The sequence below is a fragment of the Flavobacteriales bacterium genome (assembly GCA_016716605.1).
Lineage (GTDB): Bacteria > Bacteroidota > Bacteroidia > Flavobacteriales_F > PHOS-HE28 > PHOS-HE28.
Genome location: JADJWA010000001.1, coordinates 1,812,918 through 1,837,715 on the forward strand (window position 1 = coordinate 1,812,918; position 24,798 = coordinate 1,837,715).

A 24,798-nucleotide genomic window follows, 5' to 3' on the forward strand; every position below is an offset into this window, starting at 1 on the left:
GGTCCGGCGTCGCCGATTTGGCTCAGGCCATCTTGTGAACATTATGGCATCGCTTCAACATTCCAAGGTTGGTAATGCCGATAGCTCCACCTATGTTTGCGGCCGCTCAGCCATACTTTTGGCCGGGTTCAAAAGGCACTAAACCAAACTAAGCCCAATGAAAAAGACGCTACTGTCCTTCGCTTTGCTGGGTCTCTGCTCCGTGGCGAGCGCTCAGCTCTCCACCCGGGAGAACCAGGATACCCGGTACAAATTCGGCGGTCGCCCTGTGGCCGGTGATATGGCCCTCGTGTTCGGCTTGACCCTGAACAACGCCTCCTTCGGCGATGGCTCAGATTCAACCGTGCGCAGCATTTCCACCTGGAATCGCCTGAGCAAAGGCAATCTGCTGACGTTCAAGAAGTTCATTCAGGATGATGTGGCGATCCGTGCTGGCATCCGGCTGGCTCGCGATTCCCGCTCCATCAAAGGCGAAGTGGATTCCACCCAGTTCATTCCCGCCACCCTGGCTGAGTTCGAGTACAAGCAAAGCACCCGCGAGTACATGCTGGTGCCCGGTATCGAGAAGCACTTCAGCAGCTCGAATATTTTCGACGTGTACGCCGGCGCTGACCTTTACCTCGGGTTCGGACGTGATCGCATGGTAACGTCCTACATCTTCCGCGATACGGACGACAACGATGTGCACAAGATGACCACCCCCTACACGATCGTGGGCTTGGGCGGTATCGTAGGCTTCAACGTGTTCGTGCTCGACCTGCCCATCGCCCTTGGCGTTGAGTATGGCTGGAGCGCTTTCTGGCAGCTGGGCAACAAGACCAAGCATGAAGTGGAGAGCGGAGCCGATAGCTGGGAGTATTACACCGTGGGCGGCGACCCCAACCAAGCTGGCGGTGCGAACACGCAGTACAGCAGCGTGAAGCAGAAGTACAACACCATGGACACGAACGATCAGGTCCGCTTGGTGCTCAATATCTACTTCAACTAAGAATCACTACGTAACCACACGCAGCAATGAAGAAGATCAAAGCCATCATCCTGCTGCCACTGGCCGTAGTGCTTCTGTTCTCCTCCTGCACGTACTACACCAAGTCCATCGCTGGTACTTCGGTGCAGACGCAGATCCACTTCAAGATGGAGGACCTCGAGTACATCGGCGATGTGAGCGGCACGGCCACGCAGAGCTTCCTGTTCGGAGTGCTCCCGATCGGCGGTCGTCGCTTCCACGTGGCAACCATCGGCGGCGGCGGGCTCATCCCGCAGGACCGCATGACCAACAACGCCCTTTACGACGCGCTGATGCAGCGTGAGGATGCCGATTTCGTGCTCCCCATCAACTCCAGCAGCGTGCGCGATCAGATGTTCTTGGGCAATCGCACCACCCTCACGGTCCGTGCGAAGGCCTTCCGCATCAAGTCGAAGTAATCGGCCATCATTCCTTTCGAGAGCCGCGGCCATTGGCCGCGGCTCTCGTGCTTATGGCCAATACCTTCGCACCCATGCGCACCACCATCCAAGCGATCCCCATCGCCATCACCTTCGCCCTTGCCCTCGTTTCGTGCAAGCGCGGGAATGACATCCCTGTGCTGACTGTTTCGCCGGGCACACCGGTGATCGCGGTCACCTCGGGCAACGTGATCTCATTCCGGATCACAGGCACCTCGGATAAATCGAGCTTGAGCCGCCTGTTGATCACCTCGAAGCGCGACAATGACTTCACCCAGACCGTGATTGATTCTGCGCTCTCGGGCTCAGCCTTCAGCATGGATTGGGAATTCCTGGCCCCGCACGCAACCGCAGCCTATTCCAACAAGATCACCTTTGAGCTCTTCGAGGAGGATGGCGACATGATGTCAACGCGCCGCACCTTGAGCGTGACCTTGGGCGCCATCCTGCTCACCGAGACCACCGGGCACCAGTTCTACTCCCGGAACTCCGCTACTCAGGGCGAGTCGGCCTTCGATCTGGAGGAGCGTGTGCCGGTGCTCTACACGGTTGATAGCGCTCGCCGCGATATCCAGGATAATCCGGCCTCGTCCTCGGACACGCAACTGAGCCGTTCATGGGTCTCGCCCGCAGGGGGGCGCATGGTGCGCTTCAATGGCTTCGATTACGCCAATGCCACCAATGTGAGCGTGCGCAACGCGTTCAACTCAGGGGTGCCGGTGGAGGAGCTGAACAACATCGCCGTGAACGACATCGTCATTGTCCGCTTGGGCAGTTTGCCGGCCAATGTGAGCCACTATGCCCTCATCCGCATCACGGATATCCTGGATGCGGACGGAACGGCCGATGATGACCGCTACACCTTCAACCTGAAGTGGGCGGTGTTCACTGAGTAGCCCTACGCGATGATCCCGGTGCTCAGCCCGCAGGCCATCCGCGAGGCCGACGCATGGACCATCGAGAATGAGCCGATTGAATCGCATGCGCTGATGCAGCGCGCAGCAACAGCCTGTGCAGCTGCGCTCATGCATGAAATCGAACGCGGCCGCTTCGGCGCCGTGCGATCGGTGCTCGTGGTGGCGGGCATGGGAAACAACGGTGGTGATGGACTGGCTATGGCCTTGCTCCTGGAGCGCGCGGGCCTTGCAGTGAGCGCAGTGCGCATCGCCCATCGACCGGAACCCTCCCCGGACAACCAGAAGCAAGGGGACCTGGCGGTCGGATCGGGCGTCAAACTGGTGGAATGCCGATCCGCGGCGCATTTTTCGACCATCGATTCGGACTTGATCATCGACGCCTTGTTCGGCACCGGCCTCAACGCCCCGCTGGAGGGCCTTGCGCTGGAAGCCGTGCAATGGATGAATCGCAGCCGCAGGCCCATTGTCGCGATTGACATGCCTTCAGGCCTCTTCGCCGAATCGAACGCAGGGAATCGGAAGGAGGGAATTGTGCAGGCCTCGCTCACGCTCACTCTGGAGACGCCGAAGCTCAGCCTGCTCTTGCCTGAGAGTGGCGGGTTCGTCGGTGACTGGCAGGTCGTTCCGATTGGCTTGGATGCGGATTTCGTTCAATTGAGCAACACGCCATACCATTTGCTCCAGGCTGCTGATGCACGCTCATTGATCCGTCCTCGCCCGCGATTCGCGCACAAGGGCAATTTCGGGCATGCACTGCTCATGGGCGGATCACTAGGAAGGATGGGCGCGATGGTGCTGGCCACGCGAGCTGCATTGCGCAGCGGAGCCGGTCTTGTTACAGCAGCAGTTCCAGAAGCTGGCATTCCGATCGTTCAGGCTTCAGCCCCGGAAGCAATGTGCGCTCTTGGCTGCGGGATTGAATGCCTTGCTGAGGTACCAGACCTCACGGCTTATTCAGCGATCGGTGCTGGGCCGGGCATGGGCATGCAAGGGGAATCGGCCCATGCCTTGCATCGGTTGATTGAGCGAAATGCCGGGCCGCTGGTGCTCGATGCCGATGCGCTCAACCTATTGGCCGCGCATCGTGAGCTGTTGAAGTCAATTCCGGACCGCGCTGTGCTCACGCCCCACCCGAAGGAGTTCGAGCGGCTCACTGGACGCGCATTCACAACTGGTTACGATCGACTTCAAGCTGCACGTGAGGCTGCGCAAGCCTGGCGTTGCACCATTGTGCTTAAGGGCGCTTTCACGGCCATTTGCTCGCCTGAGGGCCATGTGCGCTTCAACACCACAGGGAATCCGGGCATGGCCAAAGGCGGGAGCGGCGATGCACTCACCGGGCTCCTCACCGGGCTGCTTGCACAGGGATACTCGTCAATTGAAGCCGCTGAGCTCGGGGTGCATCTGCATGGCCTCGCCGGCGATCTGGCCTCAAAGCGACTTGGCCAGCACGGCATGACGGCCATGGATCTGGTTAATGAGATTCCTGCGGCCTGGCGCGCGTTGGTGGTTGAGTGAAATAGACGTTGAAGCCCTCAGCCCTTCAGTACCTGCCGGCTGATCACCAGCTTCTGAATCTCGCTTGTTCCTTCGCCGATCGTGCAGAGCTTGCTATCTCGGTAGAACTTCTCCACCGGGAAATCCTTGGTGTAGCCATAGCCGCCGTGGATCTGCACGGCCTCGTTGCTGGCCCATACGGCTACTTCGCTGGCGTAGTACTTCGCCATGGCGCTTTCCTTGGTCATCTTCTTGCCGCGGTTCTTGAGATCGGCGGCTTGCAGGGTGAGCAGCTCGGCGGCCTCAATGCGCGTGGCCATATCAGCGAGCTTGAAGGCGATGGCTTGGAAGTTCGCGATGGGCTGGCCGAACTGCTCTCGCTCCTTGGCGTACTTCACGCTCGCCTCATAAGCTCCCTTGGCGATGCCCAGGCTGAGTGCTGCGATGCTGATGCGGCCACCGTCGAGGATCTTCATCGCTTGCTGAAAACCTTCTCCCACGTTGCCGAGCACATTCGCTTCGGGCACGCGGCACTCCTCGAAGATCACTTCGGCGGTCTCGCTGGCGCGCATGCCCAGCTTGTTCTCTTTCTTGCCGGCCTTCAGTCCCGGGGTGCCGCGTTCCACCACGAAGGCGGTCATCCCCTTGCTGTCGAGCAGTTCGCCGGTGCGCGCGATCACGACTACAGCATCGCTGCTGATGCCGTGAGTGATCCAGCATTTGGTGCCGTTGAGCACCCATTCACTGCCTTCTTTCCGAGCCGTGCACTTCATGCGCATGGCGTCGCTGCCGGTGTTGGGCTCGGTGAGCGCCCAAGCACCGATCCACTCGCCGGTGGCGAGCTTGGGCAGCCAGCGGCGCTTCTGCTCTTCGTTTGCGAAATAGAGGATGTGGCCCGTGCAGAGGCTGTTGTGCGCGGCCACGCTCAGGCCCACGCTGCCGCAGATCTTGGCGACCTCCACGATGGTGCTGATGTACTCATAGTAGCCTAGGCCTGCACCACCGTATTCCTCCGGCACCAGTACGCCCAGCATGCCGGCGGGGCCGAAGTGGTTCCGGAAGAGGTCCTTCGGGAAGTGCTGGCTCTCGTCCCAGTCCATCAGATTCGGGCGCAGCTCGCGCTCACACAGGTCGCGCACTGCTTGTGCGATCATGGTCTGGCTCTCGGTAGTGGCGAATTCCATCGGTGTCAGTAGGTGAGCAAGGTAACCACCTTGGTATTGTATGATTCGAGTTTGCGCATGCCGTGCAGGAAGCTCAATTCAATCAGGAAGGAGAAGCCGGCCAGGGTTCCGCCCTGCATGCGCACCAGCTCAGCGGCCGCTGTAGCTGTGCCGCCTGTTGCTAGGAGATCATCATGCACCAGGACGCGCATGCCGGGCTTCACGCTGTCGATGTGCATCTCCACTTCCGCGCTGCCGTACTCCAGGTCATACTTGTGGCTCACGGTCTTCCAAGGGAGCTTTCCTTTCTTGCGTACGGTGAGGAAGGGCACCCCTAGCGCGAGCGCCAGTGGCATCCCGAAGAGGAAGCCACGGCTCTCAATTCCCACGATGGCATCGATGGGCACGTCCTGCAAGCGCTCTCGGAAGCCTTCGGTGATGGCGCGGCAGAGCAGCGGGTCCTCGAGAACAGGAGTGATGTCGCGGAAGAGGATGCCGGGCCTCGGGAAATCGGGCACCGCCCGTATGGCGGCCTCGAGGCGTTGCTGCAGGGCGCTCACTCCACGCTGAGGTAGGGCGCAAGTTTACGGTAGAGGCCCTCGTCGATCAGGTGCAGGCCTTTGATGGCGGCTATTTCCTTGAACGGCCCGTGTTGTTGGCGGTAGGCAACGATGGGCTTGGCCAGCTTCCACCGGATGTAGGGATGCGCGGCGAGGTCCTCCGCGGTGCATGTGTTCAGGGGGATGCGGCGGATGAGGAGCGTGTCCACCACGAGCAGCTCTTTCAGCCGTTCGACGGCGTCGGGCTTGTCTTTGAGGATGTACACCTCGGCGAGCTGATCGAGGGAGTGGTAGCCGCCTAGGCCTTCACGGTACTTGGTGATGCCGCGCGCGAATGCTGGCCCGATGCCGGGCAGCGCGATCAAGGCGTTCGTATCGGCGCTGTTCACTTCGAGCTTGGCGAAGCCACTCGGCGCCTCGTGTGATTCGCGTTGGCGGGGAGGGTAAGTCCTTGCGCTGTCGCGCTTGGGCCATGCGGACCGTGGCTGGTATCGCTCCCGCTCCGGCGCGCTGTCGGGCAGGAGGATGAACGGCTCCAGCCGGGCATAGAGTTCGGGCTTGATCGTGTACATCCGGGCCACATCGGACTTCGATCGGAAGCGGCCGCCCTTGGCGCGGTAACGCTCGATGGATGCGGCTTGCTTCGCGGTGAGCCCCAGCCGCTGCCAGTCATCGATGCTTATGGTGTTCGGGTCGAAGGGGAAGGGGTCGAGCACCGCTGGTCCTGCTGCATCGTCCGCCGAGTCGCGTGCTGCGAGCCAGACCTCCATTTGAAGGCGCGCCGGCTCGAGATCGGCTGTGCCTGGGACATAGTGCAGGCGGTAATAGTAGAACGAGCCGGCTGCAGCAAGAATCAGCGCCATCATGAATGCGGTGCCTCGCCGCTCGGCCTTATGCAGGTGGAGCAAGTCCTTCAGTTGCGCCGTGAAGGGCCTGTTCGCGAACGCCTGCCGCTCCTGCTCTCGGTCTTGAGGGGAGGCCATGGCGAGGTCTTCAGCGCGGGACGTCGTCGTTCTCCGCGTAGCTGTCCGGCTCAGGCTTGGGTTTGGTGGTGAGCACGCGATAGAAGAAGTAGCCAGTGATGGCGACCACGGTGAGCTGCGTGATCAGCATGAGGGAGAGTGCTTGGCTGTTCATGGCCATCAGGATTTGGTTGACCGGAGCCGTCGTGCGCCAGCGAGGTACACCAGCACGGCGAGCCCGGCGAATGTGGCGAAGAGGATGAGCCGCGCGGCGTTGGTATAGAACAGCTGGTCCTTCAAGGCGTCGATTCCGGCGGGATCCGTGGTGGCGGCTAGCTGATCGTGCAGGCCCGCATTGCCGATGGTCTTGATGATGGAGCCGTTGTCGAGGGTCCAGCCTTCACCGGAGAACAGGCCTGTGAGCGCGGCGCCCCATTCGTTGCCGGCAGGGGTGAACAGCGAGCCGAGGAATACGACCAGCAGCATGGCCGGTGTGATGTACTTGATGATGAACTTGTAGATCGTCGGCACCTTCAGGTCCGCGCCGCTCATGAGTTCCTTCCAGCCCTTGTCGATGCCGAAGACCCATGCGAAGAGCACGGTCTCGGCAAGCGCGAAGACGACCAGCGCCACGGTGCCCGCCCAATAGTCATACTGGTCGAAGACGACCTGGTTCACGGCGCCATTGGCGCCCACTTGGTAAATGAGCACGGTGGGCAGGCCGAGGGCGAGCACAATGGCCCCGAAGCTCAACGCTCCCTTGTTTCGGCTCCATCCGAATTCATCGCGCATGAAACCCATCCATGGGGTTCCCATGGCCAAGGAACTGGTGATGCCCGCGAAGAAGAGCAGGCCGAACCACATCACCCCTGCGGCCATGCTCAGGAAAGGCCCCCATTTCTCGAAGAGGAAGGGCATGGTCTGGAAGGCCATGCCGAAGCCCGCGTTCTGCTTCACCCAGTCGAGCCCGAGGTAGCCGGCGGCGATCGGGATCACGATCATGCTGCCCAGCACCACCTCCACGAATTCGTTGGTGAACCCGGCGCTGACGGCATTGAGCGCGATGTCGTCCTTGCTCCGCACATAAGCCGCATAGCAATGGATGGTGCCCATGCCTACGCTCAGGGTGAAGAAGATCTGGCCGGCAGCTGCCAGCCACACGCTGGGATTGCTCAGGCTGTCGAATTGCGGCGTCCACAGGAAGTTGAGGCCGTCCCATGCGCTCGCACCGGGCACTTCGGTGCTGGCCCCGCTGGTGCCCAGGGTGATTCCGCGCATGGCGAGGAAGATCCCGAAGAGGATGAGCAGGGGCATGCCGATCTGCGCCGCGCGCTCCACACCGCGCAGGCCGCGTGAAAGGATCCAGGTGTTCAGGAGCAAGCAGAGCACGTAGAACACCACCGCTTCATAAGGGATCCCGGTGTGGCTGCTGCTCACATCCAGGTAGCTGCGGAAGAACTGCGCCACCTGCGTTTGGCTAAGGCCATCGAAGGTGCCGGCGATGCTGTGCCATACATAGCTCATGGTCCAGCTCTCGATGTAGCAGTAGTACGCCGCCACGGCGATGTTGGTGAATATGCCGAAGACGCCGAAGTACTTCCAGAACGCGCGCTTGGTCATCGTATCGAGGATGAAGGGCGTGCTGTGGTTGTTGCTGCGCCCGCCGAAGCGGCCCATGCTCCACTCGATCCAGAGCAGCGGTATGCCCATGAGCAGGAAGCACACGAGGTAGGGAATGATGAATGCGCCGCCCCCGTTGTTCACCGCCTGCACAGGGAAGCGCAGGAAGTTGCCCAGGCCTACGGCATTGCCGGCCATCGCCAGGATAAGGCCCACGCGCGTGCCCCACGCTTCTTTCGGAGTGATCGCCATGCAAGAGGATTGAGGTTGGCCAATGTAGTCGGCCAGCGCTTAGGTTGTTCGTTCCTGTTGCCTAGCTGCCGATCCGCGAATGGTTGGCAACCGTTCCGGTCCGCTAACCGCGCGCGAGCTGCGCTTCCACCAAGGCGAGCCCTTCTTCGAAGCTTCGCGGGTTCCAGCCCAATTCGCTCCGCGCTTTATCGATCACGAAGCCTGTCTTCGGTGGCCGCTTGGCCGGCTGGCCCAAGGTGTCGCTCTTCACCGGGGTCACCACCGAGGTTTCGAGCTTGAAGAAGGCGCCAACCCGCTGAACGAGTTCGAGGATGCTCATGCCATCCGGGCCGCTTAGGTGGTAGATGCCGGTGGCGCTTTGCTTGGCGATGCGGATGCAGCCATCAGCGAGATCCTCAGCCAGCGTAGGCATCCGCCATTGATCGTCCACCACCTTTATCGACTGGCCTTTCTCCAAGGCTGATTTCGCCCAAAGGACCACATTGCTCCGGCTCAGCCCTGGGGCCACACCGAACACGATGATGGTGCGCGCGATGCTCCACTTCGCGAGGCCTGAGGACATCACGAGACGCTCGCCATCCAGCTTGCTGTGTCCATAGACACTGAGCGGAGCCGGCGCATCGTCTTCGCGGTAGGGGCCATTCATCCCATCGAAGATGAAGTCGGTGCTCAGGAAGATGAAGTGGCTGCCATGCCGCTTGGCCGCCTCGATCAGGTGATGCGTCGCGGTGATGTTCTGCAATCGGCACGCTTCCGGATCGGTCTCACAGGCATCCACATTGGTCATGGCCGCGCCGTGGATCACCGCATCGGGACGCGTTGCTTCGAATACGCGATCCACATCGGACCGGATGGTGTAATCAACCGCATGGTAGCGATTGCCGAGCGGATCGGGCGTGCGGTCCGGTCCGCGTCCGGTGGCGAACAGCTCAACGGCCGCATCGTCGCGCAAGGCGTCTACGAGTTTCTGACCGAGCAGGCCGTTCGATCCTGTAACGAGAATGCGCATGGGGAATGAATGAGCGGCGAAACTATCCGCTCACCGCTTCCGAACGGTGCACCATCGCCACGGCATAGGCACAGGCGCCTTCTTCACGGCCCACGAAACCCATCTGTTCGTTGGTGGTGGCCTTGATGCTCACGGCATCTTCAGCAACATGGAGCAAAGGCGCAATAGCGGCACGCATCGAAGCCGCATGGGGCATCACTTTCGGGCGCTCCATCACCAGCGTGCAGTCCACGTTGCCCACCCGCCAGCCTCTGTCGTGCAGGAGCTTCACCACGGCTTCGAGCAGGCGCTTGCTATCTGCCCCTTTCCAGGTAGCATCGGTGTTGGGGAAATGCTGGCCGATGTCGCCGAGGCCAACGGCGCCGAGCAATGCATCGCACAAGGCATGCAAGAGCACGTCTGCATCGCTGTGGCCATCGAGGCCGCTTTCATGATCGATCCGCACTCCGCCCAGCCAAAGCTCTCGGCCGACCACTAGTTGGTGCGCGTCGTAACCGAAGCCGATGCGGTAGGGGAGGCTGCCCGATGGGGCCATCAACCGGCCTTCTTCTTGGAGCCCTTGCCATCGAACACGAAGCCCAGCGTGAAGCGGAGCGTGTTGGCCAGCGGGCTGCGTTGCTGGTTGGCGATCAGGTAGCTCATGTCGAGGGCGAACTTGCTGTAGCGCAGGCCCAATCCCACAGTGAAGTACTGCCGGTTGCCCTTATTGAAGTGCTCGTGGAAGTAGCCCGCGCGGAAAGCGAACTGCTTGTCGTACCAGTACTCGAGGCCGCCGGCCAGGTTGATCTCCTGCAATTCCTCGCGGCGCTTGCTGCCTTCATAGACCGTGTAGGCCGAGCTGTCCGCGTTCCATTCACCGAAGCCGGGTGCATCGCTGAAACTGCCGAAGATGCCTTCGGCCACGCCCACGTTAGGATTGCGGCCGCTGGCCACCAGGAACTCACCGGTGGCTGGATCTCTCTCCTTGGGATCGTAGATCGGCGGGGTGGGCACCAGGAGCTTATTGGCGTCGATGTTCACGGTGAGGCTGTTGTACTCATCGAGGTTCACGGTGAGCGCAGGCCCGAGGCGTAGGTTGATGGGGATGAAGTCCTTGTTGGCCGATGAGGTATAGCTCATCTTGGCGCCCACGTTGCTCACATTGAGGCCGAATGCGAAGGTGGCGTCCTTCTCGCCGAGTTGTATCTCCGGCTTCTGGTAGAAGAAGCTCACATCGGCCGCCACGCTCTGCCCCGCCTTGCTGTTGGCGCCCTGCACGCTGATGCCGCCGGTCAGGTTGCTGTTGATGTAGCGGATCGCGATGCCGCCTCCGAAGTAGTCACTGAACTTCTGCGCGAAGGCCACATCAATGGCGAACTCGGCCGGTTTGAACTCGCGGATGGTGCTGCCATTGATGTCCGTGAAGGTGATGCTGCCCAAGTTGAAGTAGCGCAGGCTGCCGCCGATGGCGCTGCGATCGTTCGCGAGCTTCTTGTAGCCGGTCACGTACGCCAGGCTCATGTCGGGCACCAGCTTGCGCAGCCATGGGCTGTAGCTGATGCTGAACTCGCCCTCCTTGTCCGCGAAGGCGAGCTTCGAGGGGTTCCAGTGGATCGAGTTCGCATCCGGCGACACCGCTACCCCCGCATCGCCCATGCCGCCCGCGCGGCTGTCCACGCTGATCATCAGGAAGGGTACCGCCGTGGTGATGGTGTTCATGTTGCCCTCCTTGCAGTCACGGCCATTGATCTGGTTCACGCAGGCGTTGTTCTGGGAAGAAGCGCGAGCCGAGAGCAGGAGCAACGGTGCGGCGAGCAGCGGCTTATGGAGGGAGCGGAGAATCATCGTGCGGTCGTGGAAAGCGGTGCGAATATACTGGCGGTGCAGGGCTTGGCGGGTCAGCGGAGGATCACGAGTTTCTCGAATTGCTCGGCCTTGGCGCCATCGGGGGCGGCCACGCTGAGGCGGTACACATAAACCCCGCGCCCGAGGTTGTCGCCGAAGTCGTCGCGGCCGTCCCAAGCGAGGGGTTCGGTGCGGAATCCATCACAGGTGAGGCGGCGGTTCAAGGTCTTCACCAATCGTCCGCTCACGGTGAACACCTGGACCTGGGCCTCGAGCGTGTTGCACGGGCGATTGTGCTCGAAGTAGAACTCGGTGCGCGTAGTGAAAGGATTGGGGTAGTTGAGCACGTGCGCAAGGGCCAGCTCCGCGCTGGAGGCCACCACGAATTCAGTGCTCTTCTCACTGCTGTTATTGTGCGTGTCCCAAGCCTTCACGGTGAGGGTGTGGGGGCCATCGGCGAGCTTGCCGAAGCGGTAGCGCACCTGGCCGCTCTTGTAGGTGTCCATATCCGACTCATAAAGGTCGTTGAGCACGATGGCCTGCTCGGTGTTCTCGTCCAGTGTGGCCAACAGGTCGTGTCCGATGCTGGAGCCCACGGTGTTGATGCCGTTCTCATCGAAGATCTTCGCGAAGAGCAAGGGCGTTTCATTGGTGATCCCCCCGCGCACGAAGCGCTCATCGTTCAGGTACACCTCGATCCGTGGGCCTGTGCCATCGAGCGGGGCATCATCGGAGGTGCCGCCCACGATGGGGTCGTTGTCGTAGCCACTGGCGTTGTCTGAGAGGCTCTCCGCGTAACAGGCCACGCGCCCCTTGCCGAACTGGTAATTAATGTCCTTGGGCACCACGAAGGTGAAGCTGAAGCTGCCATTGGTAACGGAAGCGCGGCCTCGGTAGATCACATTCTTGCGCACCTTGAAGGCGAATGGCCCGCCACCATCGTTGGAAAGGGTGTTCTGTGAGGTTTGCTTGTCATACACGATGGGCACCACAACGCCATTGAAATCCTGCATCGGCTGCCCATTGCCATCGTCAACGAATCCGGTGATACGCACCACGCTGAGCGCCTTGAGCGTGTCGATCGGTTGGCCGAGCGTATCGGAGAGCGCGGTGATCTCAATGCGCTTGCGAGGATTGGCCATGCGCATGCTGGGGTCGCCGAGCAGGCTGAAGTTGCGATGATTGCGCAGGTTGGGCTGTTCGGTGGCGATGTCGCGCTTGGTGTACCTGAAGGCATCGCCGATGCGGGCTTCGCGACCGAGCTCGTCCAAGGGCTCGAAGATGTGGTCGTAGTAGAAGTTGGCCAGCTTGAAGTTCTGGCTGGAGTAAGCCAGGCGCGTGGTGGTCATCAAGGCCACCCCGCCACCGCTCGGATTGAGCAGTACGAATTCGCCGGCGGAGGTGCGGCCTGGATCGTCCCAGCGGCTGAATTCGCAGGTGGCGGTCATGAAGATCGGCAAGCGGTCCTTGTTCGACCATTCCAGGATGGTGGTGTTGTCGAGCAGGCGCTCGTGCGCCCAGCCCACCTCGCCGCCATGGCCGATGTAATTCACCACCAAAGCGCCTTTCTGCACTTTGTCGCGCAGGTCTATCGTGGCTTGCGGATAGCGCTGGCCGCCCGGAGTGGCCACTTGCTGGTAGGCGTCAAGGTAGATCTTGTCCACGTTCAGGTTCGGATGCTCGCGGTCCACGCGGCGCGCGAGGGAATCACTCTGATCCATGTGAATCACGCCCTCGAAGCCATCGCCGGTCTGGTCGTCGCTCACGAAGAGCACATGCGTGCGCCAATCCGCGATTCCGCCATCGCCATCGTTGCCGCAGCTGCCGCCGGTGGTCGGGATGCCGCGCAGCGCGTCATAGCCCAGGATCTTGTCCACTACCTGGCGGGCCTGTTCTGCGGTGTGCGTGATGATGCGGCCCACGCCGATGTCCACCAGGTCGCCCGTGCCTTCACCTTCATTCTCATCGAGCAGGCCGAAGTAGTCGTCGGAAGTGTATGATTTCGAAAAGTCAACGGCATCAGCAGTCTGGTAGCTCGGGATGATGTTCTGGTTGCTGGCGCTCATCGATATGTTGTTGTACGAGCCATCGCCGAAGAGCAATAAGTAGCGTGGAAGCAGTTCAGGAGCGTCGTCGCCCGCCCGGTCGTAAAGCATCCGCATGTAGCGTTTGATGGCCGTAGCGTCTCGCATGCCGCCGGAGAATTCGTTGAATACCTGCTGCGGGGTAACGACCTTCACGGTCAAGCCCTCGCTAATGCGCCGGTCTGCCACACGCTGCGCTTGCGTCAGGAACGACTGAGGGCTCACGATCACCAGGTCGGTAGGCAACGTTGTGGCGTGGAGGTCCTGGTTCGGCACCCGCCCGACCACGGTGGGGCTCAGGTAGTTCGCGTCGCGGAAGGCGATGAATTCCCGGAGGCTCTCCGTGGCGAGCCTGAATGTTTTCTGGTTGCCCGTGGTTGCATACTGCACCGCCAAGGGGCTTGCAGGGTCGGTAATGTCCCAGATCCGCTGGGCTTGCTGCGCCTGATCGATCACGAAATCGCTCACCTCGCCCGGGCCAACTGATGCGAGCGACCGGAATGGCAGCTGATCGCCGCTCATGCGCAGTTCGCGCACGCAGTTGAGGCGCAGGTAATTCATCCATCCCACGGAGCTCACAGGATCGAACTTATTGAAGGTGACCGTGATCGGCAGGTTGTTCCCGCCCGAATTCCATGTGAAGGTCTGGCAGGCCTCGCGGGCCACTGCGCCGGTGGGGCTGTTGGTGATGCCTTGCACCTGAAGCGTCCCCGAGAATCCGCTGGTGGAGTTGATGCTGAACGAGCTGTAATTCTGTACGCTGCCGCTGTTGTAGGTGCGAGCGGCGACGCAGACATCGAGTGTCACGGGCACATCGGCTGCAAGGTTGGGCACATCGAAACCGTATGAGTATGTGGTGACCAGGTCGTAAGCCTCTGCGAACCACGTGCGGCCGCTCTTGATCAGATTCACCAAGTCCCGGTCGATCACCTGGCGTTCGTTGAACCGGGTAACGGTCTGTGTCGGCGCATCGTCGGTAGAGATCACCGTTGCGATGCGGACCGGCGGCTCAACATCGATGCCGATGAAGTACGTGGCAGAATCCGTGTAGACATGCTTGGTGTGGCTGAACAGGTCTCCGTTCTGGGTCCAGCGCAGTGGCCCATTGGCATAGAACAAGAGGTAGTCCCCCGATCCGAAGGATCCGTCACCGCCATCCACCACCTCCACCGCGTGGGTCTTCAGGTCGGTGGGCACCGGAATGCTATTCACGAAAGGGAGGAGCCCCTGGTTGTTGCCATACACATTCAGCTGATCACTGGCCAAACCAGATACGTTCACGCCCAATTGGCGTAGGAAATCGTAAGTGATCCTGTACACGCCATCCTTCGCCACGGTGAATCTGTACCAATCCCCTGTTTGCAGCATCGAATGATCGGGGTAGTCGTTCTTGCGCGAGCCGCTCCGCGCCTCATTGGACTCTACCCATTCATATCGGAAACGCTGAAGCCGCTCCGGTGATCCGGTATTCGGATTCCGCCTGAATGGCACTACTGAGATCAGGAGGTGCGGCTGCTTGCGCTGATAGCTTACCCGGGCATGCACCTCAGGTTCCACGCCGGCCGCATTCAGCCATGGCCATTTACGGAGTTCGGCGCCGCTGACCGTCGTGTACTCGGCATCAACTACCCGTGCACCGGCTATCCGAGAGCCCTTGTTCAGCGGCAGGACTTCAACATGGACAGGCAATCCGTCCTTCTCGAGGTCGATTTCGCCGCTCTTGAGGGCCGGAACCTGATCCAATGCAGCTCCGGAAAGGTCGGTGGAAGCCTTCGCGGGCATCTCCCAGATCAGGTTTCGCCACGGATCGAGCTGGGCTGAAATTGAGCTCCAGGCGGCGAGCATCAACGCAATGGCAGTGGTTCGCGGGTGCGTGTTCATCAAGGCGCAATCAACAGGTTTTCAACATTTCGAAACCAAGTTACTACCTTCGACCCTTGGCTTTCGGGCAGGGGACCAACGGCCTTGGGCGAGCAATATTGCCAAGGTCTTCGGAACCGGTTCGGGAGGGTTCCGTATAATTGGCGCTTGCAGTTGGCCCTTGACCGCAATAGGAGCATGAATAGAAGCACTTCTTGGCGCGCGCGCGTTGGACTCGCTTGGTCGATGCTGGTTGGGCTTGCCGTTCAGGCCCAGGATCCGCAATTCACTCAGTTCTACGCGAATCCACTGTACCTGAATCCGGCGTTCGCCGGCACCGCGCGCTGCCCCCGGGTGGTGCTCAACTACCGGAACCAATGGCCCGCCCTCACGGGCACATTCGTGACCACAAGTGCCAGCTATGATCAGCACATCGATGCGATGCAGGGGGGGCTCGGGTTCCTCGTGACCAATGACCAAGCCGGGCAAGGCACGCTGAGCACCACCACGGTCAGCGGGATCTACTCCTACCAGCAGCCCATCTCGCGGAAGTTCTCCCTAAAGGCCGGTTTCCAGGCCACCTACTTCCAGAAATCGCTCGATTGGAGCAAGCTCACCTTCGGTGATCAGATCGACCCCCGCCGGGGCTTCATCTACAACACCAATGATGTTCCTCGCGGAGGCCGGGTGGGCAATGCGGACTTCAGCGCTGGTCTGTTGGGGTATACGGACATCTATTTCGTGGGCTTCGCGGTTCATCACCTCACCCAGCCGAACGAGTCGCTCATCGTGGGCACCAGCAGGCTCCCCATGAAGATCACCGGGCATGCCGGTGCAGCCATACCCGTGGGCATGCGCGGCAAGTACGGCGATGCGCGCACCAAGATCTCGCCGAACGTACTTTATCAGCAACAAGCCGCGTTCCGTCAATTGAACCTGGGCATGTACGTTGACCACGGCCCCATCACGGCCGGGGTCTGGTACCGCACCCGCGATTCGTTCATCATGCTCATCGGCTTCCATACCGAGAAGTTCAAGTTCGGATACAGCTACGACCTCACCACCAGCAAGCTGACCACGCGCACGGCCGGGTCGCATGAGGTGAGCATGCAGCTGCAATTCAAGTGCAAGCCCAAGAAGCGGCGGTTCCGCGTGGTGGCCTGCCCCACGTTCTGATCCGCGTCACACCGAAAAACACTCCAAGCACATGAGCCTTGCAAGGAAGACAGGGATTCTGCTGCTGGCCAGCGCATACCTGACAAGCTGCAATTTCGAGAAGAGCGGCGCCACCGGCTGGAACTACAATGACTCCAAGAATGGAGGCTTCGAGAAAGCCAGCTATGAGGACCAGGAGAACGGACCCGGCTTGGTGCTCATCGAGGGCGGTCAGTTCACCATGGGCCGGGTCTCGGATGACCTCCGCCACGAGTGGGACCACATCCCGCGCACGGTGACGGTCTCCTCCTTCTACATGGATGAAGTGGAGGTGACGAACTTCTACTGGCTCGAGTACATCTATTGGCTCGATCGCGTGTACGCGGCGGACTTCCCGGAGATCTACAAGAAGGCGCTTCCTGATACCTTGGTCTGGCGCAGCAAGCTGGCCTTCAATGAGCCTTTTGTGGAGTATTACCTCAGGCACCCGGCCTACAGGGATTATCCAGTGGTTGGGGTGAACTGGCTCCAAGCCAATGATTACTGCGCATGGCGCACCGACCGTGTGAATGAGATCATCCTCATACGGGAAGGCCTTTTCGAGCACTACACCAGCCAGATCAATGAAGACCATTTCAACACGGATGCCTATCTGGCCGGCCAGTACGAGAGCGGTAAGAAGGTGGATGGCGTGATCGACTTCGATCCGAACAAGGACCGCAGGAACATCAAGATGGAGGATGGCGTTCTGCTGCCCAGGTACCGGTTGCCTACAGAAGCGGAGTGGGAGTATGCCGCGTACGGGATCATTGGCAACACCGTGGATGAGCGGGTGGTTGAGCGCCGCATCTATCCGTGGAACGGCCACTGGGTGCGCTATGACAGCCGCAAGAGCGGTGGCGCCTTCTATGGCGATTTCCGCGGCAACTTCATGCGCGGCCGCGGCGATTACATGGGTGTGGCCGGAAGCCTGAACGATAACGCTGATGTGACCGCTCCTGTTTTCAGCTATTGGCCGAACGATTACGGCCTGTACAACATGGCGGGCAACGTGAGCGAATGGGTGATGGACGTGTACCGGAACCTCAGCCCGGAGGACAAGGATGATTTCCGGCCCTTCCGAGGCAACGTGTTCAAGACCAAAGTCCTCAATAGCGATGGCGCCGTGCAGGACAAGCACGATCAGGTGATCTACGATGTTGATGGTATTAAGTACTACCTGACGGAGTTCCAGCTTGCCATGCAAGGACGCGCGATTGATGAGGAAGCGGCCCTCATCGACGAGCTGCTGACCCAGATCGATCAGGCCATCGAGTTTGCCAATACGCGCAAGCACGATCAAGCCATGCAGCGGGTGCAGGACATGATCGATAACATCAAGGGCAAGGACCTTGAGATCTGCCCCAAGCTGCTCTCAGGGATCAGTGATTACCAAAGTGATCAGCCCGGTGACGTGCGCGTTCGGAACGTGACCGTTGAGGAGAACATCGACCGTCGGAATTACCGCCAGAGCGACAACATCGATTTCCGCGATGGCGATGTGGAGAGCAGCGTGTATTACGAGACACCGGATTTCGAGGGCAATGCCATGTACGATTGGGGGAAGACCACGCTGGTGAACGACCGCAGCCGCGTTTACAAAGGCGCGTCCTGGGCTGATCGCATCTACTGGGCCGGTCCGGCCACGCGCCGCCATCTCGATGAGCGGCAGAGCACTTCAACGATCGGCTTCCGCTGCGCAATGACCCGTGTGGGCAGCCCCAAGGGCCTCGGCGACGACAAGCGCCGCAAGGGCTTAGAGAATACCAAGAAGCGCTGACGCTCCTGACAGCAAGCCTACATTCGACCCCCGGACCCCTCCGGGGGTCGTTGTTTCATGACCGGCATCGACGAGCTCCATCGCCGCTTCTTGGATTCGACCGGGCCAAGCTCGGACACTCGTGCCATTGCAGCCGGATCCATGTTCTTCGCGCTTAAAGGGCCCCGGTTCAACGCCAACGCCTTCGCTGCTGAAGCAATCGCCAAAGGCGCTCGCTGCGCTGTGGTTGATGACCCTGTACATGCCAAGGATGACCGCTACCTGCTGGTCACGGACACGCTCAGCGCCTTGCAGAAGCTTGCTCGGCATCATCGCCGGCAATTCAACATTCCGGTGCTGGCCATCACCGGATCGAACGGCAAGACCACGACCAAGGAGCTCGTGCATGCTGTGTTATCGGTGCAAGGCCGCACGCTTGCCACCGAAGGCAACCTGAATAACCACATCGGTGTGCCGCTCACCCTGTTGCGCCTTAGGCCCGACCATGCTTTCGCGGTGATTGAGATGGGTGCGAGCAAACCTGGCGACATCAGTGAACTGGCCGCGATCGCTGAGCCGACCCACGGTCTTATCACGAACATCGGCAAGGCGCACCTCGAGGGCTTCGGCGGCCCCGAAGGCGTGTTGCGCACCAAGACGGAGCTATACCGATGGCTGGCGGAGCGCCGTGGGACTGCCTTTGTGAATGCGGATGATGCGTTGCTGGTCGAGAATCTGGCCGGGGTGCCGAATCGGATCGGATACGGGACCGGCGAATGCCAGGTGCGCGGCGGGCTGCTTGATGCGGGGGCCCGGCTTGCCCTTTGGTTCCTCGGAACGGGCGGCGGAAGGAAGGAAGCGCGCACACGGCTCGTCGGTGCCTACAACCTGCCGAACGCGCTCGCGGCGGTGGCGGTGGGGCGGACTTTCGGCGCAACGGATCAAGCGATCGTGCAAGCGCTGGAGCGGTATGAGCCCGGCAATAACCGATCGCAATGGATCGAGACCGAACGGAACCAGGTTATCCTCGACGCCTACAATGCAAACCCGACCAGCGTGGAGGCTGCGCTGCGGAACTTCGCTGCAATGCAGGCCGACCGCCCTAAGCTCGCCGTGCTCGGCGACATGCTTGAGCTCGGCCCGGAGGGCCCCGATGAGCACGCGCGAATCATTCATCTCTGCGATCAGCTCAGGTTGCCGGTTATCCTCGTAGGTCCGATCTACGGCCGCGTGGCCGATGGCGCGCATTCCGATGCAGGGGCTTTGCTGAATGCATGGTCGAACGCAGGGCCAACAGGCAAGCTCATCCTGCTGAAGGGTTCGAGGGGCCTGCGGCTGGAGCAGCTGCTCACAGCACTCTGAAGCCGTTGGCCCATTAGGCGAAGCGCTGCGACCCTGCAAGTCGTAGCGGGTGATCTGCGCAATGGAATGGAGTTCAGCGCTGATGCGGTCGGAGCAGGGCTTTTCTGTGCCGCCTACCTTCGTCCCGATGAAGATCCATGAGAACATCCTCACCACCATCGGCAATACGCCCATGGTGCGGCTGAACAAGATCACGAAGGACGTCGCCGCCACCGTGCTAGCCAAGGTTGAGACCTTCAACCCCGGAAATAGCATCAAGGATCGCATGGCGATCAAGATGATCGAGGACGCGGAGAAAGCCGGCCTGCTGAAGCCCGGCGGCACCATCATCGAGGGTACGAGCGGCAACACCGGCATGGGCCTGGCCATCGCAGCCATCATCAAGGGCTACAAGTGCATCTTCACCACCACGGACAAGCAGAGCCGCGAAAAAGTGGACATCCTGCGGGCCTTCGGCGCGGAGGTGATCGTGTGCCCAACGAATGTGGATCCCGAAGACCCCCGGTCCTATTACTCGGTCTCTTCGCGCTTGGTGAATGAAACGCCGAACAGCTGGAAGGCCAACCAGTACGATAATCCGAGCAATGCACAGGCGCATTATGAGAGCACCGGCCCGGAGATCTGGGAGCAGACCAGCGGCAAGATCGATCACCTCGTGGTGGGTGTGGGTACTGGCGGCACCATCTGCGGCACGGCGCGCTTCCTGAAGGAAAAGAACCCCAAGCTGAAAGCGTGGGGGATCGACACTTATGGCTCGGTCTTCAAGAAGCTGAAGGAGACCGGGATCTTCGACAAGAACGAGATCTACCCGTACATCACGGAAGGCATCGGGGAGGACTTCGTTCCGGCGAACGTGAACATGGACCTGATCGACCACTTCGAGAAAGTGACTGACCGGGACGCCGCCATCTTCACTCGGAAGATTGTGAAGGACGAAGGCATTTTCGTGGGGAACAGCGCGGGCAGCGCGATGGCCGGTTTGCTGCAGCTGAAGGACAACTTCAAGAAGGGTGAAGTGGTGGTGGTGATCTTCCACGACCACGGCACGCGCTACGTCGGTAAAATGTTCAACGACGACTGGATGCGCGAGCGCGGCTTCCTCGTGGAGGAGAAGCCCACCGCCGGTGACCTGCTCAAGGGCAAGGACCTCCAGTTGCTCAGCGTCGAAGCCGATGAGCCCGTGCTTAGCGCCATCGAAAAGATGCGCAAGCACAACATCGACCAGCTGCCGGTATTCGAAGGCGGCAAGCCCGTTGGCACCATCACCGATGCGCGACTCTTCGATGCGATCCTGGAGGACGCAGAAGTGCGCCACCAGAAAGCCCGCGTGGTGATGGGCCCTGCTCTGCCCGTGATCGGCCTCGATGCCACGTTGGAGGATGTGGCCAAACGTCTTGGGAATGGAAGCCCGGCGGTGCTGGTGAAACAGATGAACGGCTATGGGATAATCACGAAGCAGGACATCATCGGGAAGCTGAAATAGCCAATAGGCAATGCTTGATTGGCGCTCTGCTGGGACGATCGCTGCTCTTTTTGCGGGGTCGCTCTTCCATGCCGGATGTGAATCGGAGTCCGCACCTTTCAATCGGGCGGCATGGCTCGAAGGTGATTACCGCGACCGGGGCAGGATGCACAAGGATTTCCTGGACCGGCACCCATTGAAAGGTGAGCGTATCGATGATGTGCAGGATCTCTTGGGCGTAGCGAATGACATGGACAGAGAACGATCCGTTTGCACGTGGTACCTTGACTTGGGATGGACCGCACTCTTTCATATGGATGTGCATGTGAATCCGGCCAATTCAGTGGTTGATTCGGTTCGGGTGTATGATTGACGGAGTATCCAGCAATTGTGGCAATGACAGCTTCGATGAGGTACACGGCTGACCAAATGCACCGCTCCGTCATCGTCCCGGAGCATCCCAAGCGCATCATCTCCCTCGTCCCTTCCCAAACCGAGCTCCTTTGTGACCTCGGCCTCGGCGATCGCGTGGTCGGCATCACCAAGTTCTGTATCCATCCGGAAACCTGGTTCAAGACCAAGCATCGCGTAGGCGGAACCAAGAAGGTCGACTTCGATAAGGTACGTGCGCTGAAACCCGACCTGATCATCGGCAACAAGGAAGAGAACGAGCGGAAGGACATCCACGTCCTGGAACAGGAGTTCCCGGTGTGGATGAGCGATGTGCGCGACCTGGAGGGTGCGCTTGAAATGGTCCTTCGAGTGGGCGAACTGACTGGAACAACGACCCTTGCTGACTCCATCACCGATGGAATCAGGCAGGCGTTCGTCGGCTTGCGTCCGTTGGAAGAACCGCGCACGGTGGCCTACTTCATCTGGCGGGATCCGTTCATGGCGGTGGGCCAAGGCACCTTCGTGAACGACATCCTCAAGCGCTGCGGCTTGATCAATGTCTTCGATGAAGGCGATGCCCGCTACCCGGAGATCACGGCGCAGGAAGTGGCGGAGGCCGATCCGGACGTGATCCTGCTCTCATCAGAACCTTTCCCCTTCACTGAGAAGCACATCGCTGAGCTCAACATGATCTGCCCAGGAACGCCCGTGCGCCTGGTCGATGGCGAGGCCTTCAGCTGGTACGGCAGCCGATTACTGAAAGCACCAGCCTACTTCACCGGGCTGATCGCCTCATTGCGGATCGAAGGCAGCGTGACCTGAGTGCCATCGGCCGTCGGATCACATTGGCGGCAAAGGCACGAATGGGGCAAGGCTACTTTTGCGTCCCGCCACATGCACCGCCTATTGACCGCCGCCCTGCTCCTGCTCGCCGTAGCGCGCATGCAGGGTCAGCGCGTCGGGGTAGTGCTCAGCGGTGGCGGGGCCACGGCCATGACGCATATCGGCGTGCTGAAAGCGCTGGAAGAGAATGGCATTCCCATCGATTGCATCACCGGCAGCAGCATGGGCGCGTTGGTCGGGGCCATGTATGCATCGGGCTACTCACCGGCTGAGTTGGATTCGCTCTTCCGCACCGATCTGTACCGCATCATGGCCGAAGGCGGCACAGAGGCCAGGCATACGTACTACTTCAAGCAGGACCGGCCTGATGCCTCCCTGATCAACCTGCGGTTCGATGTGGATACGCTGATCCAGACCTCCCTGCCCACCAACCTGCGCAGCCCTGCCCTGCTCGACTTCGAACAGATGCGAGGCTTCGCTCCTGCTGCTGCGGCTTCGGGCTACGACCTCGACAGCCTTTTCGTGCCTTTCCGTTGCGTGGCCAGTGACATCACCGCGCAACGCTCGGTGGTGTTCCGCAAAGGGGACCTGGCATTGGCCGTACGGGCGAGCATGAGCTATCCGTTCTACTTCAAACCCATCCGCGTCGACGGCCACCTGATGATGGACGGTGGGCTGTACAACAACTTCCCGAGCGATGTGATGTACGCCGACTTCTTCCCTGACCTGATCATCGGAAGCAACGTGAGCAGCAATTCATCGCCCCCAGATGAAGACGACCTGGTGAGCCAGTTGCGCGCCATGATGCAGGAGCCCACCAATTTCTCCGTGATCTGCGAGAACGGTGTGATCATCGAGCCCCGCACGGAAGTCTCGCTCTTCGACTTCTCGGACCCCGGGCGAGCCATCGAGGATGGGTACCGCGCAGCTCAGGAGCGCATTCCGGAGATCCTTGCGCAGATCCACACCCGTACCGATCCGGACCGATTGCGTGCACGGCGCATGGCCTTCCGTGCGCGCATGCCCGCGCTGCGCTTCGATCAGGTGAGCATCGTCGGCCTGCGGCGATCCGCCACGCGCTACGCCTCGCGCGTGGTGGATCGCTCCGGAAAGCCCCTCGAATCGGAGAATCTCAAGCGCGCGTACTTCCGACTGCTCGCGGATCACAACATCGCCTTCCTGCATCCTCGGGCCACCTTCAACGCCGCGACCAGCCGTTACGATCTCACGCTCACGGCAAAGCGACAGAAACGCCTGGAGGTGCGCTTCGGCGGCATGTTCTCCTCGCGACCCATCAACACCGGCATGGTCGCCCTGCGCTACAACCTCCTCAGCCGTGCGAGCATGTACGCGCAAACCAGTTCGTACTTCGGCAAGTATTACCAATCGGCCCATGTGCGCGTGCGCGCCGATCTGGCCACGCGCGTTCCCATGTATGTGGAACCGGCATTCGCCATTCAGCGCTGGGACTACTTCAGCAGCTTCAGCACCTTCTTCGATGAAGTGCAGCCCAGCTTCGTGGTGATGAAGGAGACCTGGGGCGGCCTGAACGCAGGCATGGGCATTGGAAACAAAGGCCTGCTCCGCTTCGATGCCAAGGTGGCCGAAACGCGCGACAGCTATTACCAGGCCGACGCCTTCACCGGCCGCGATACGAGCGACGTCACGTACTTCGATTATGGAACGAGCGGCCTGATCCTCACGCGCAACTCGCTCAACCGAAAGCAGCACCCCAATGCGGGCGAGGCCTTGAGCCTCTGCATCCGCGGCTACTCCGGGAAGGAGCGCACGGTTGCCGGGAGCACGCAGACGGAGCCGGGACAGCGATTCCTTGACCAGCATGATTGGTTCTCGGTGAAGGCGCAATGGGACCAGTATCTCCTGCCACGCGGGAAGGTGCGATTCGGCGTGCTTGCCGAGGGCGTTTACAGCACCATGCCGATGTTCCAGAACTACACGGCCAGCATCATCCGGGCGCCTGCTTTCGAGCCAACGCCTGAGAGCCGCACCTACTTCATGGAGCAATTCCGCGCACCCAAGTACATCGCCGGCGGACTGCGGTCGATCATCGCGGTGGCGCGTGAGCGGCTCGATCTGCGTCTGGAGGGGTACGTGTTCCAGCCGTATGAGCCCATCGTGCGCGGGGATAACAACCAGGGCACGACCGCACCGGCATTCAGCGAGCGCTACTACATCGGCTCAGGCTCGTTGATCTACCAGAGCCCGATCGGGCCGGTCTGGTTCAACCTGAGCTACTTCGATCAGCTCCGTGAGCCTTGGGCATGGAGCCTCAACTTCGGCTACATCCTCTTCAATCAGCAGGAGAACGAATGATCACGCACGACGTGCTCGACGCCTACGAATCGGTGAGAGGCGACTACGCATTGCTGCCGTGGGGCTTGCAGCCGGACGAAGCGCTCTGGGAAGCCGTGGATGGCCTACTGCTTGAGCTTCACCTGATCGCGCATGGTTACGCGAGCGATGGCTACGCGAAGCATGTGGAGCGCGAGATGCAACGACTTTGCGCCGATTCAGGGGTCGCCGAGCGCTTGAGAGCCATGCGGCTCTGACCGGAATGACGTAATCCTCCG

The 24,798-nt window shown here is 60.7% G+C and carries 19 protein-coding genes and 1 pseudogene; 11 read left to right on the plus strand and 9 right to left on the minus strand.

The window, feature by feature from the left end; translation table 11 throughout:
- Positions 1-157: 157 nt before the first annotated feature.
- The 4 genes from IPM12_07235 (at position 158) to IPM12_07250 (ending at position 3,881) form a co-directional block, all read left to right on the plus strand.
- Positions 158-988 (plus strand): hypothetical protein, encoded by an 831-nt coding sequence (locus IPM12_07235; protein ID MBK9147598.1) that lies wholly within the window; start codon positions 158-160, stop codon positions 986-988.
- A 26-nt stretch (positions 989-1,014) separates the two neighbouring features.
- On the plus strand, positions 1,015-1,425 hold the full coding sequence (locus IPM12_07240; GenBank protein ID MBK9147599.1) for a hypothetical protein: 411 nt from the start codon (positions 1,015-1,017) through the stop codon (positions 1,423-1,425).
- A 74-nt stretch (positions 1,426-1,499) separates the two neighbouring features.
- Positions 1,500-2,342, plus strand: a complete 843-nt coding sequence (locus IPM12_07245; GenBank protein MBK9147600.1) for a hypothetical protein — start codon at positions 1,500-1,502, stop codon at positions 2,340-2,342.
- Between the two features lie 9 nt (positions 2,343-2,351).
- Positions 2,352-3,881 carry an NAD(P)H-hydrate dehydratase gene (locus tag IPM12_07250; GenBank protein MBK9147601.1) on the plus strand — a complete coding sequence of 510 codons (1,530 nt, stop codon included), beginning with the start codon at positions 2,352-2,354 and terminating at the stop codon, positions 3,879-3,881.
- Positions 3,882-3,898: 17 nt separating this feature from the next.
- Here IPM12_07250 and IPM12_07255 read toward each other — a convergent pair whose 3' ends face one another.
- The 9 genes from IPM12_07255 to porU all read right to left on the minus strand — a co-directional run bounded on the left by IPM12_07255 (position 3,899) and on the right by porU (position 15,215).
- Positions 3,899-5,044: an acyl-CoA dehydrogenase family protein gene (locus tag IPM12_07255; GenBank protein MBK9147602.1), complete on the minus strand. Its 1,146-nt coding sequence runs from the start codon at positions 5,042-5,044 to the stop codon at positions 3,899-3,901.
- A gap of 5 nt (positions 5,045-5,049) precedes the next feature.
- Positions 5,050-5,583 carry an adenine phosphoribosyltransferase gene (locus IPM12_07260; GenBank protein MBK9147603.1) on the minus strand — a complete coding sequence of 178 codons (534 nt, stop codon included), beginning with the start codon at positions 5,581-5,583 and terminating at the stop codon, positions 5,050-5,052.
- Positions 5,580-6,566, minus strand: coding sequence for a helix-hairpin-helix domain-containing protein (locus tag IPM12_07265; protein MBK9147604.1), 987 nt, complete (start codon positions 6,564-6,566; stop codon positions 5,580-5,582). The genes IPM12_07260 and IPM12_07265 overlap by 4 nt, the downstream gene beginning before the upstream one ends.
- Before the next feature lie 10 nt (positions 6,567-6,576).
- Entirely contained in the window at positions 6,577-6,720 is a 144-nt protein-coding gene (locus tag IPM12_07270) for a hypothetical protein (GenBank protein ID MBK9147605.1), read from the minus strand.
- 5 nt (positions 6,721-6,725) lie between these two features.
- Positions 6,726-8,417 (minus strand): sodium-dependent transporter, encoded by a 1,692-nt coding sequence (locus IPM12_07275; GenBank protein ID MBK9147606.1) that lies wholly within the window; start codon positions 8,415-8,417, stop codon positions 6,726-6,728.
- A gap of 103 nt (positions 8,418-8,520) precedes the next feature.
- Positions 8,521-9,426, minus strand: a complete 906-nt coding sequence (locus tag IPM12_07280) for an SDR family oxidoreductase (protein ID MBK9147607.1) — start codon at positions 9,424-9,426, stop codon at positions 8,521-8,523.
- A 22-nt stretch (positions 9,427-9,448) separates the two neighbouring features.
- Complete coding sequence (locus tag IPM12_07285; protein ID MBK9147608.1) at positions 9,449-9,961, minus strand: 2-C-methyl-D-erythritol 2,4-cyclodiphosphate synthase; 513 nt, start codon at positions 9,959-9,961, stop codon at positions 9,449-9,451.
- Positions 9,961-11,250, minus strand: a complete 1,290-nt coding sequence (porV, locus tag IPM12_07290; GenBank protein ID MBK9147609.1) for a type IX secretion system outer membrane channel protein PorV — start codon at positions 11,248-11,250, stop codon at positions 9,961-9,963. Before porV ends, IPM12_07285 begins: the two co-directional genes overlap by 1 nt.
- 53 nt (positions 11,251-11,303) lie before the next feature.
- Complete coding sequence (porU, locus tag IPM12_07295; protein ID MBK9147610.1) at positions 11,304-15,215, minus strand: type IX secretion system sortase PorU; 3,912 nt, start codon at positions 15,213-15,215, stop codon at positions 11,304-11,306.
- Positions 15,216-15,440: 225 nt separating this feature from the next.
- Between porU and IPM12_07300 the strand changes: the two genes are divergently transcribed.
- From IPM12_07300 to IPM12_07330, 7 genes and pseudogenes are all read left to right on the plus strand, one after another.
- A complete protein-coding gene (locus tag IPM12_07300; GenBank protein MBK9147611.1) occupies positions 15,441-16,370 on the plus strand; it encodes a type IX secretion system membrane protein PorP/SprF in 930 nt (309 codons plus the stop codon).
- 31 nt (positions 16,371-16,401) lie between these two features.
- A pseudogene (locus IPM12_07305) lies at positions 16,402-17,553 on the plus strand (SUMF1/EgtB/PvdO family nonheme iron enzyme).
- A gap of 672 nt (positions 17,554-18,225) precedes the next feature.
- Positions 18,226-19,509, plus strand: a complete 1,284-nt coding sequence (murF, locus tag IPM12_07310) for a UDP-N-acetylmuramoyl-tripeptide--D-alanyl-D-alanine ligase (protein MBK9147612.1) — start codon at positions 18,226-18,228, stop codon at positions 19,507-19,509.
- Positions 19,510-19,636: 127 nt separating this feature from the next.
- Positions 19,637-20,992 (plus strand): pyridoxal-phosphate dependent enzyme, encoded by a 1,356-nt coding sequence (locus tag IPM12_07315; protein ID MBK9147613.1) that lies wholly within the window; start codon positions 19,637-19,639, stop codon positions 20,990-20,992.
- Between the two features lie 375 nt (positions 20,993-21,367).
- Entirely contained in the window at positions 21,368-22,186 is an 819-nt protein-coding gene (locus IPM12_07320) for an ABC transporter substrate-binding protein (GenBank protein ID MBK9147614.1), read from the plus strand.
- Between the two features lie 72 nt (positions 22,187-22,258).
- Positions 22,259-24,541, plus strand: a complete 2,283-nt coding sequence (locus IPM12_07325) for a patatin-like phospholipase family protein (protein ID MBK9147615.1) — start codon at positions 22,259-22,261, stop codon at positions 24,539-24,541.
- Positions 24,538-24,777, plus strand: coding sequence for a hypothetical protein (locus tag IPM12_07330; protein ID MBK9147616.1), 240 nt, complete (start codon positions 24,538-24,540; stop codon positions 24,775-24,777). Before IPM12_07325 ends, IPM12_07330 begins: the two co-directional genes overlap by 4 nt.
- The last annotated feature ends 21 nt before the right edge of the window (positions 24,778-24,798 follow it).

Excerpts from the sequence above, each read along its gene's own strand:
- IPM12_07235 (MBK9147598.1), top strand. The coding sequence starts at position 158 with ATGAAAAAGACGCTACTGTCCTTCGCTTTGCTGGGTCTCTGCTCCGTG.
- IPM12_07240 (MBK9147599.1), top strand. The coding sequence starts at position 1,015 with ATGAAGAAGATCAAAGCCATCATCCTGCTGCCACTGGCCGTAGTGCTT.
- IPM12_07245 (MBK9147600.1), top strand. The coding sequence starts at position 1,500 with ATGCGCACCACCATCCAAGCGATCCCCATCGCCATCACCTTCGCCCTT.
- IPM12_07250 (MBK9147601.1), top strand. The coding sequence starts at position 2,352 with ATGATCCCGGTGCTCAGCCCGCAGGCCATCCGCGAGGCCGACGCATGG.
- IPM12_07255 (MBK9147602.1), bottom strand. The coding sequence starts at position 5,044 with ATGGAATTCGCCACTACCGAGAGCCAGACCATGATCGCACAAGCAGTG.
- IPM12_07265 (MBK9147604.1), bottom strand. The coding sequence starts at position 6,566 with ATGGCCTCCCCTCAAGACCGAGAGCAGGAGCGGCAGGCGTTCGCGAAC.
- IPM12_07270 (MBK9147605.1), bottom strand. The coding sequence starts at position 6,720 with ATGAACAGCCAAGCACTCTCCCTCATGCTGATCACGCAGCTCACCGTG.
- IPM12_07275 (MBK9147606.1), bottom strand. The coding sequence starts at position 8,417 with ATGGCGATCACTCCGAAAGAAGCGTGGGGCACGCGCGTGGGCCTTATC.
- IPM12_07280 (MBK9147607.1), bottom strand. The coding sequence starts at position 9,426 with ATGCGCATTCTCGTTACAGGATCGAACGGCCTGCTCGGTCAGAAACTC.
- IPM12_07285 (MBK9147608.1), bottom strand. The coding sequence starts at position 9,961 with ATGGCCCCATCGGGCAGCCTCCCCTACCGCATCGGCTTCGGTTACGAC.
- porV (MBK9147609.1), bottom strand. The coding sequence starts at position 11,250 with ATGATTCTCCGCTCCCTCCATAAGCCGCTGCTCGCCGCACCGTTGCTC.
- porU (MBK9147610.1), bottom strand. The coding sequence starts at position 15,215 with ATGAACACGCACCCGCGAACCACTGCCATTGCGTTGATGCTCGCCGCC.
- IPM12_07300 (MBK9147611.1), top strand. The coding sequence starts at position 15,441 with ATGCTGGTTGGGCTTGCCGTTCAGGCCCAGGATCCGCAATTCACTCAG.
- murF (MBK9147612.1), top strand. The coding sequence starts at position 18,226 with ATGACCGGCATCGACGAGCTCCATCGCCGCTTCTTGGATTCGACCGGG.
- IPM12_07315 (MBK9147613.1), top strand. The coding sequence starts at position 19,637 with ATGAAGATCCATGAGAACATCCTCACCACCATCGGCAATACGCCCATG.
- IPM12_07320 (MBK9147614.1), top strand. The coding sequence starts at position 21,368 with ATGACAGCTTCGATGAGGTACACGGCTGACCAAATGCACCGCTCCGTC.
- IPM12_07325 (MBK9147615.1), top strand. The coding sequence starts at position 22,259 with ATGCACCGCCTATTGACCGCCGCCCTGCTCCTGCTCGCCGTAGCGCGC.
- IPM12_07330 (MBK9147616.1), top strand. The coding sequence starts at position 24,538 with ATGATCACGCACGACGTGCTCGACGCCTACGAATCGGTGAGAGGCGAC.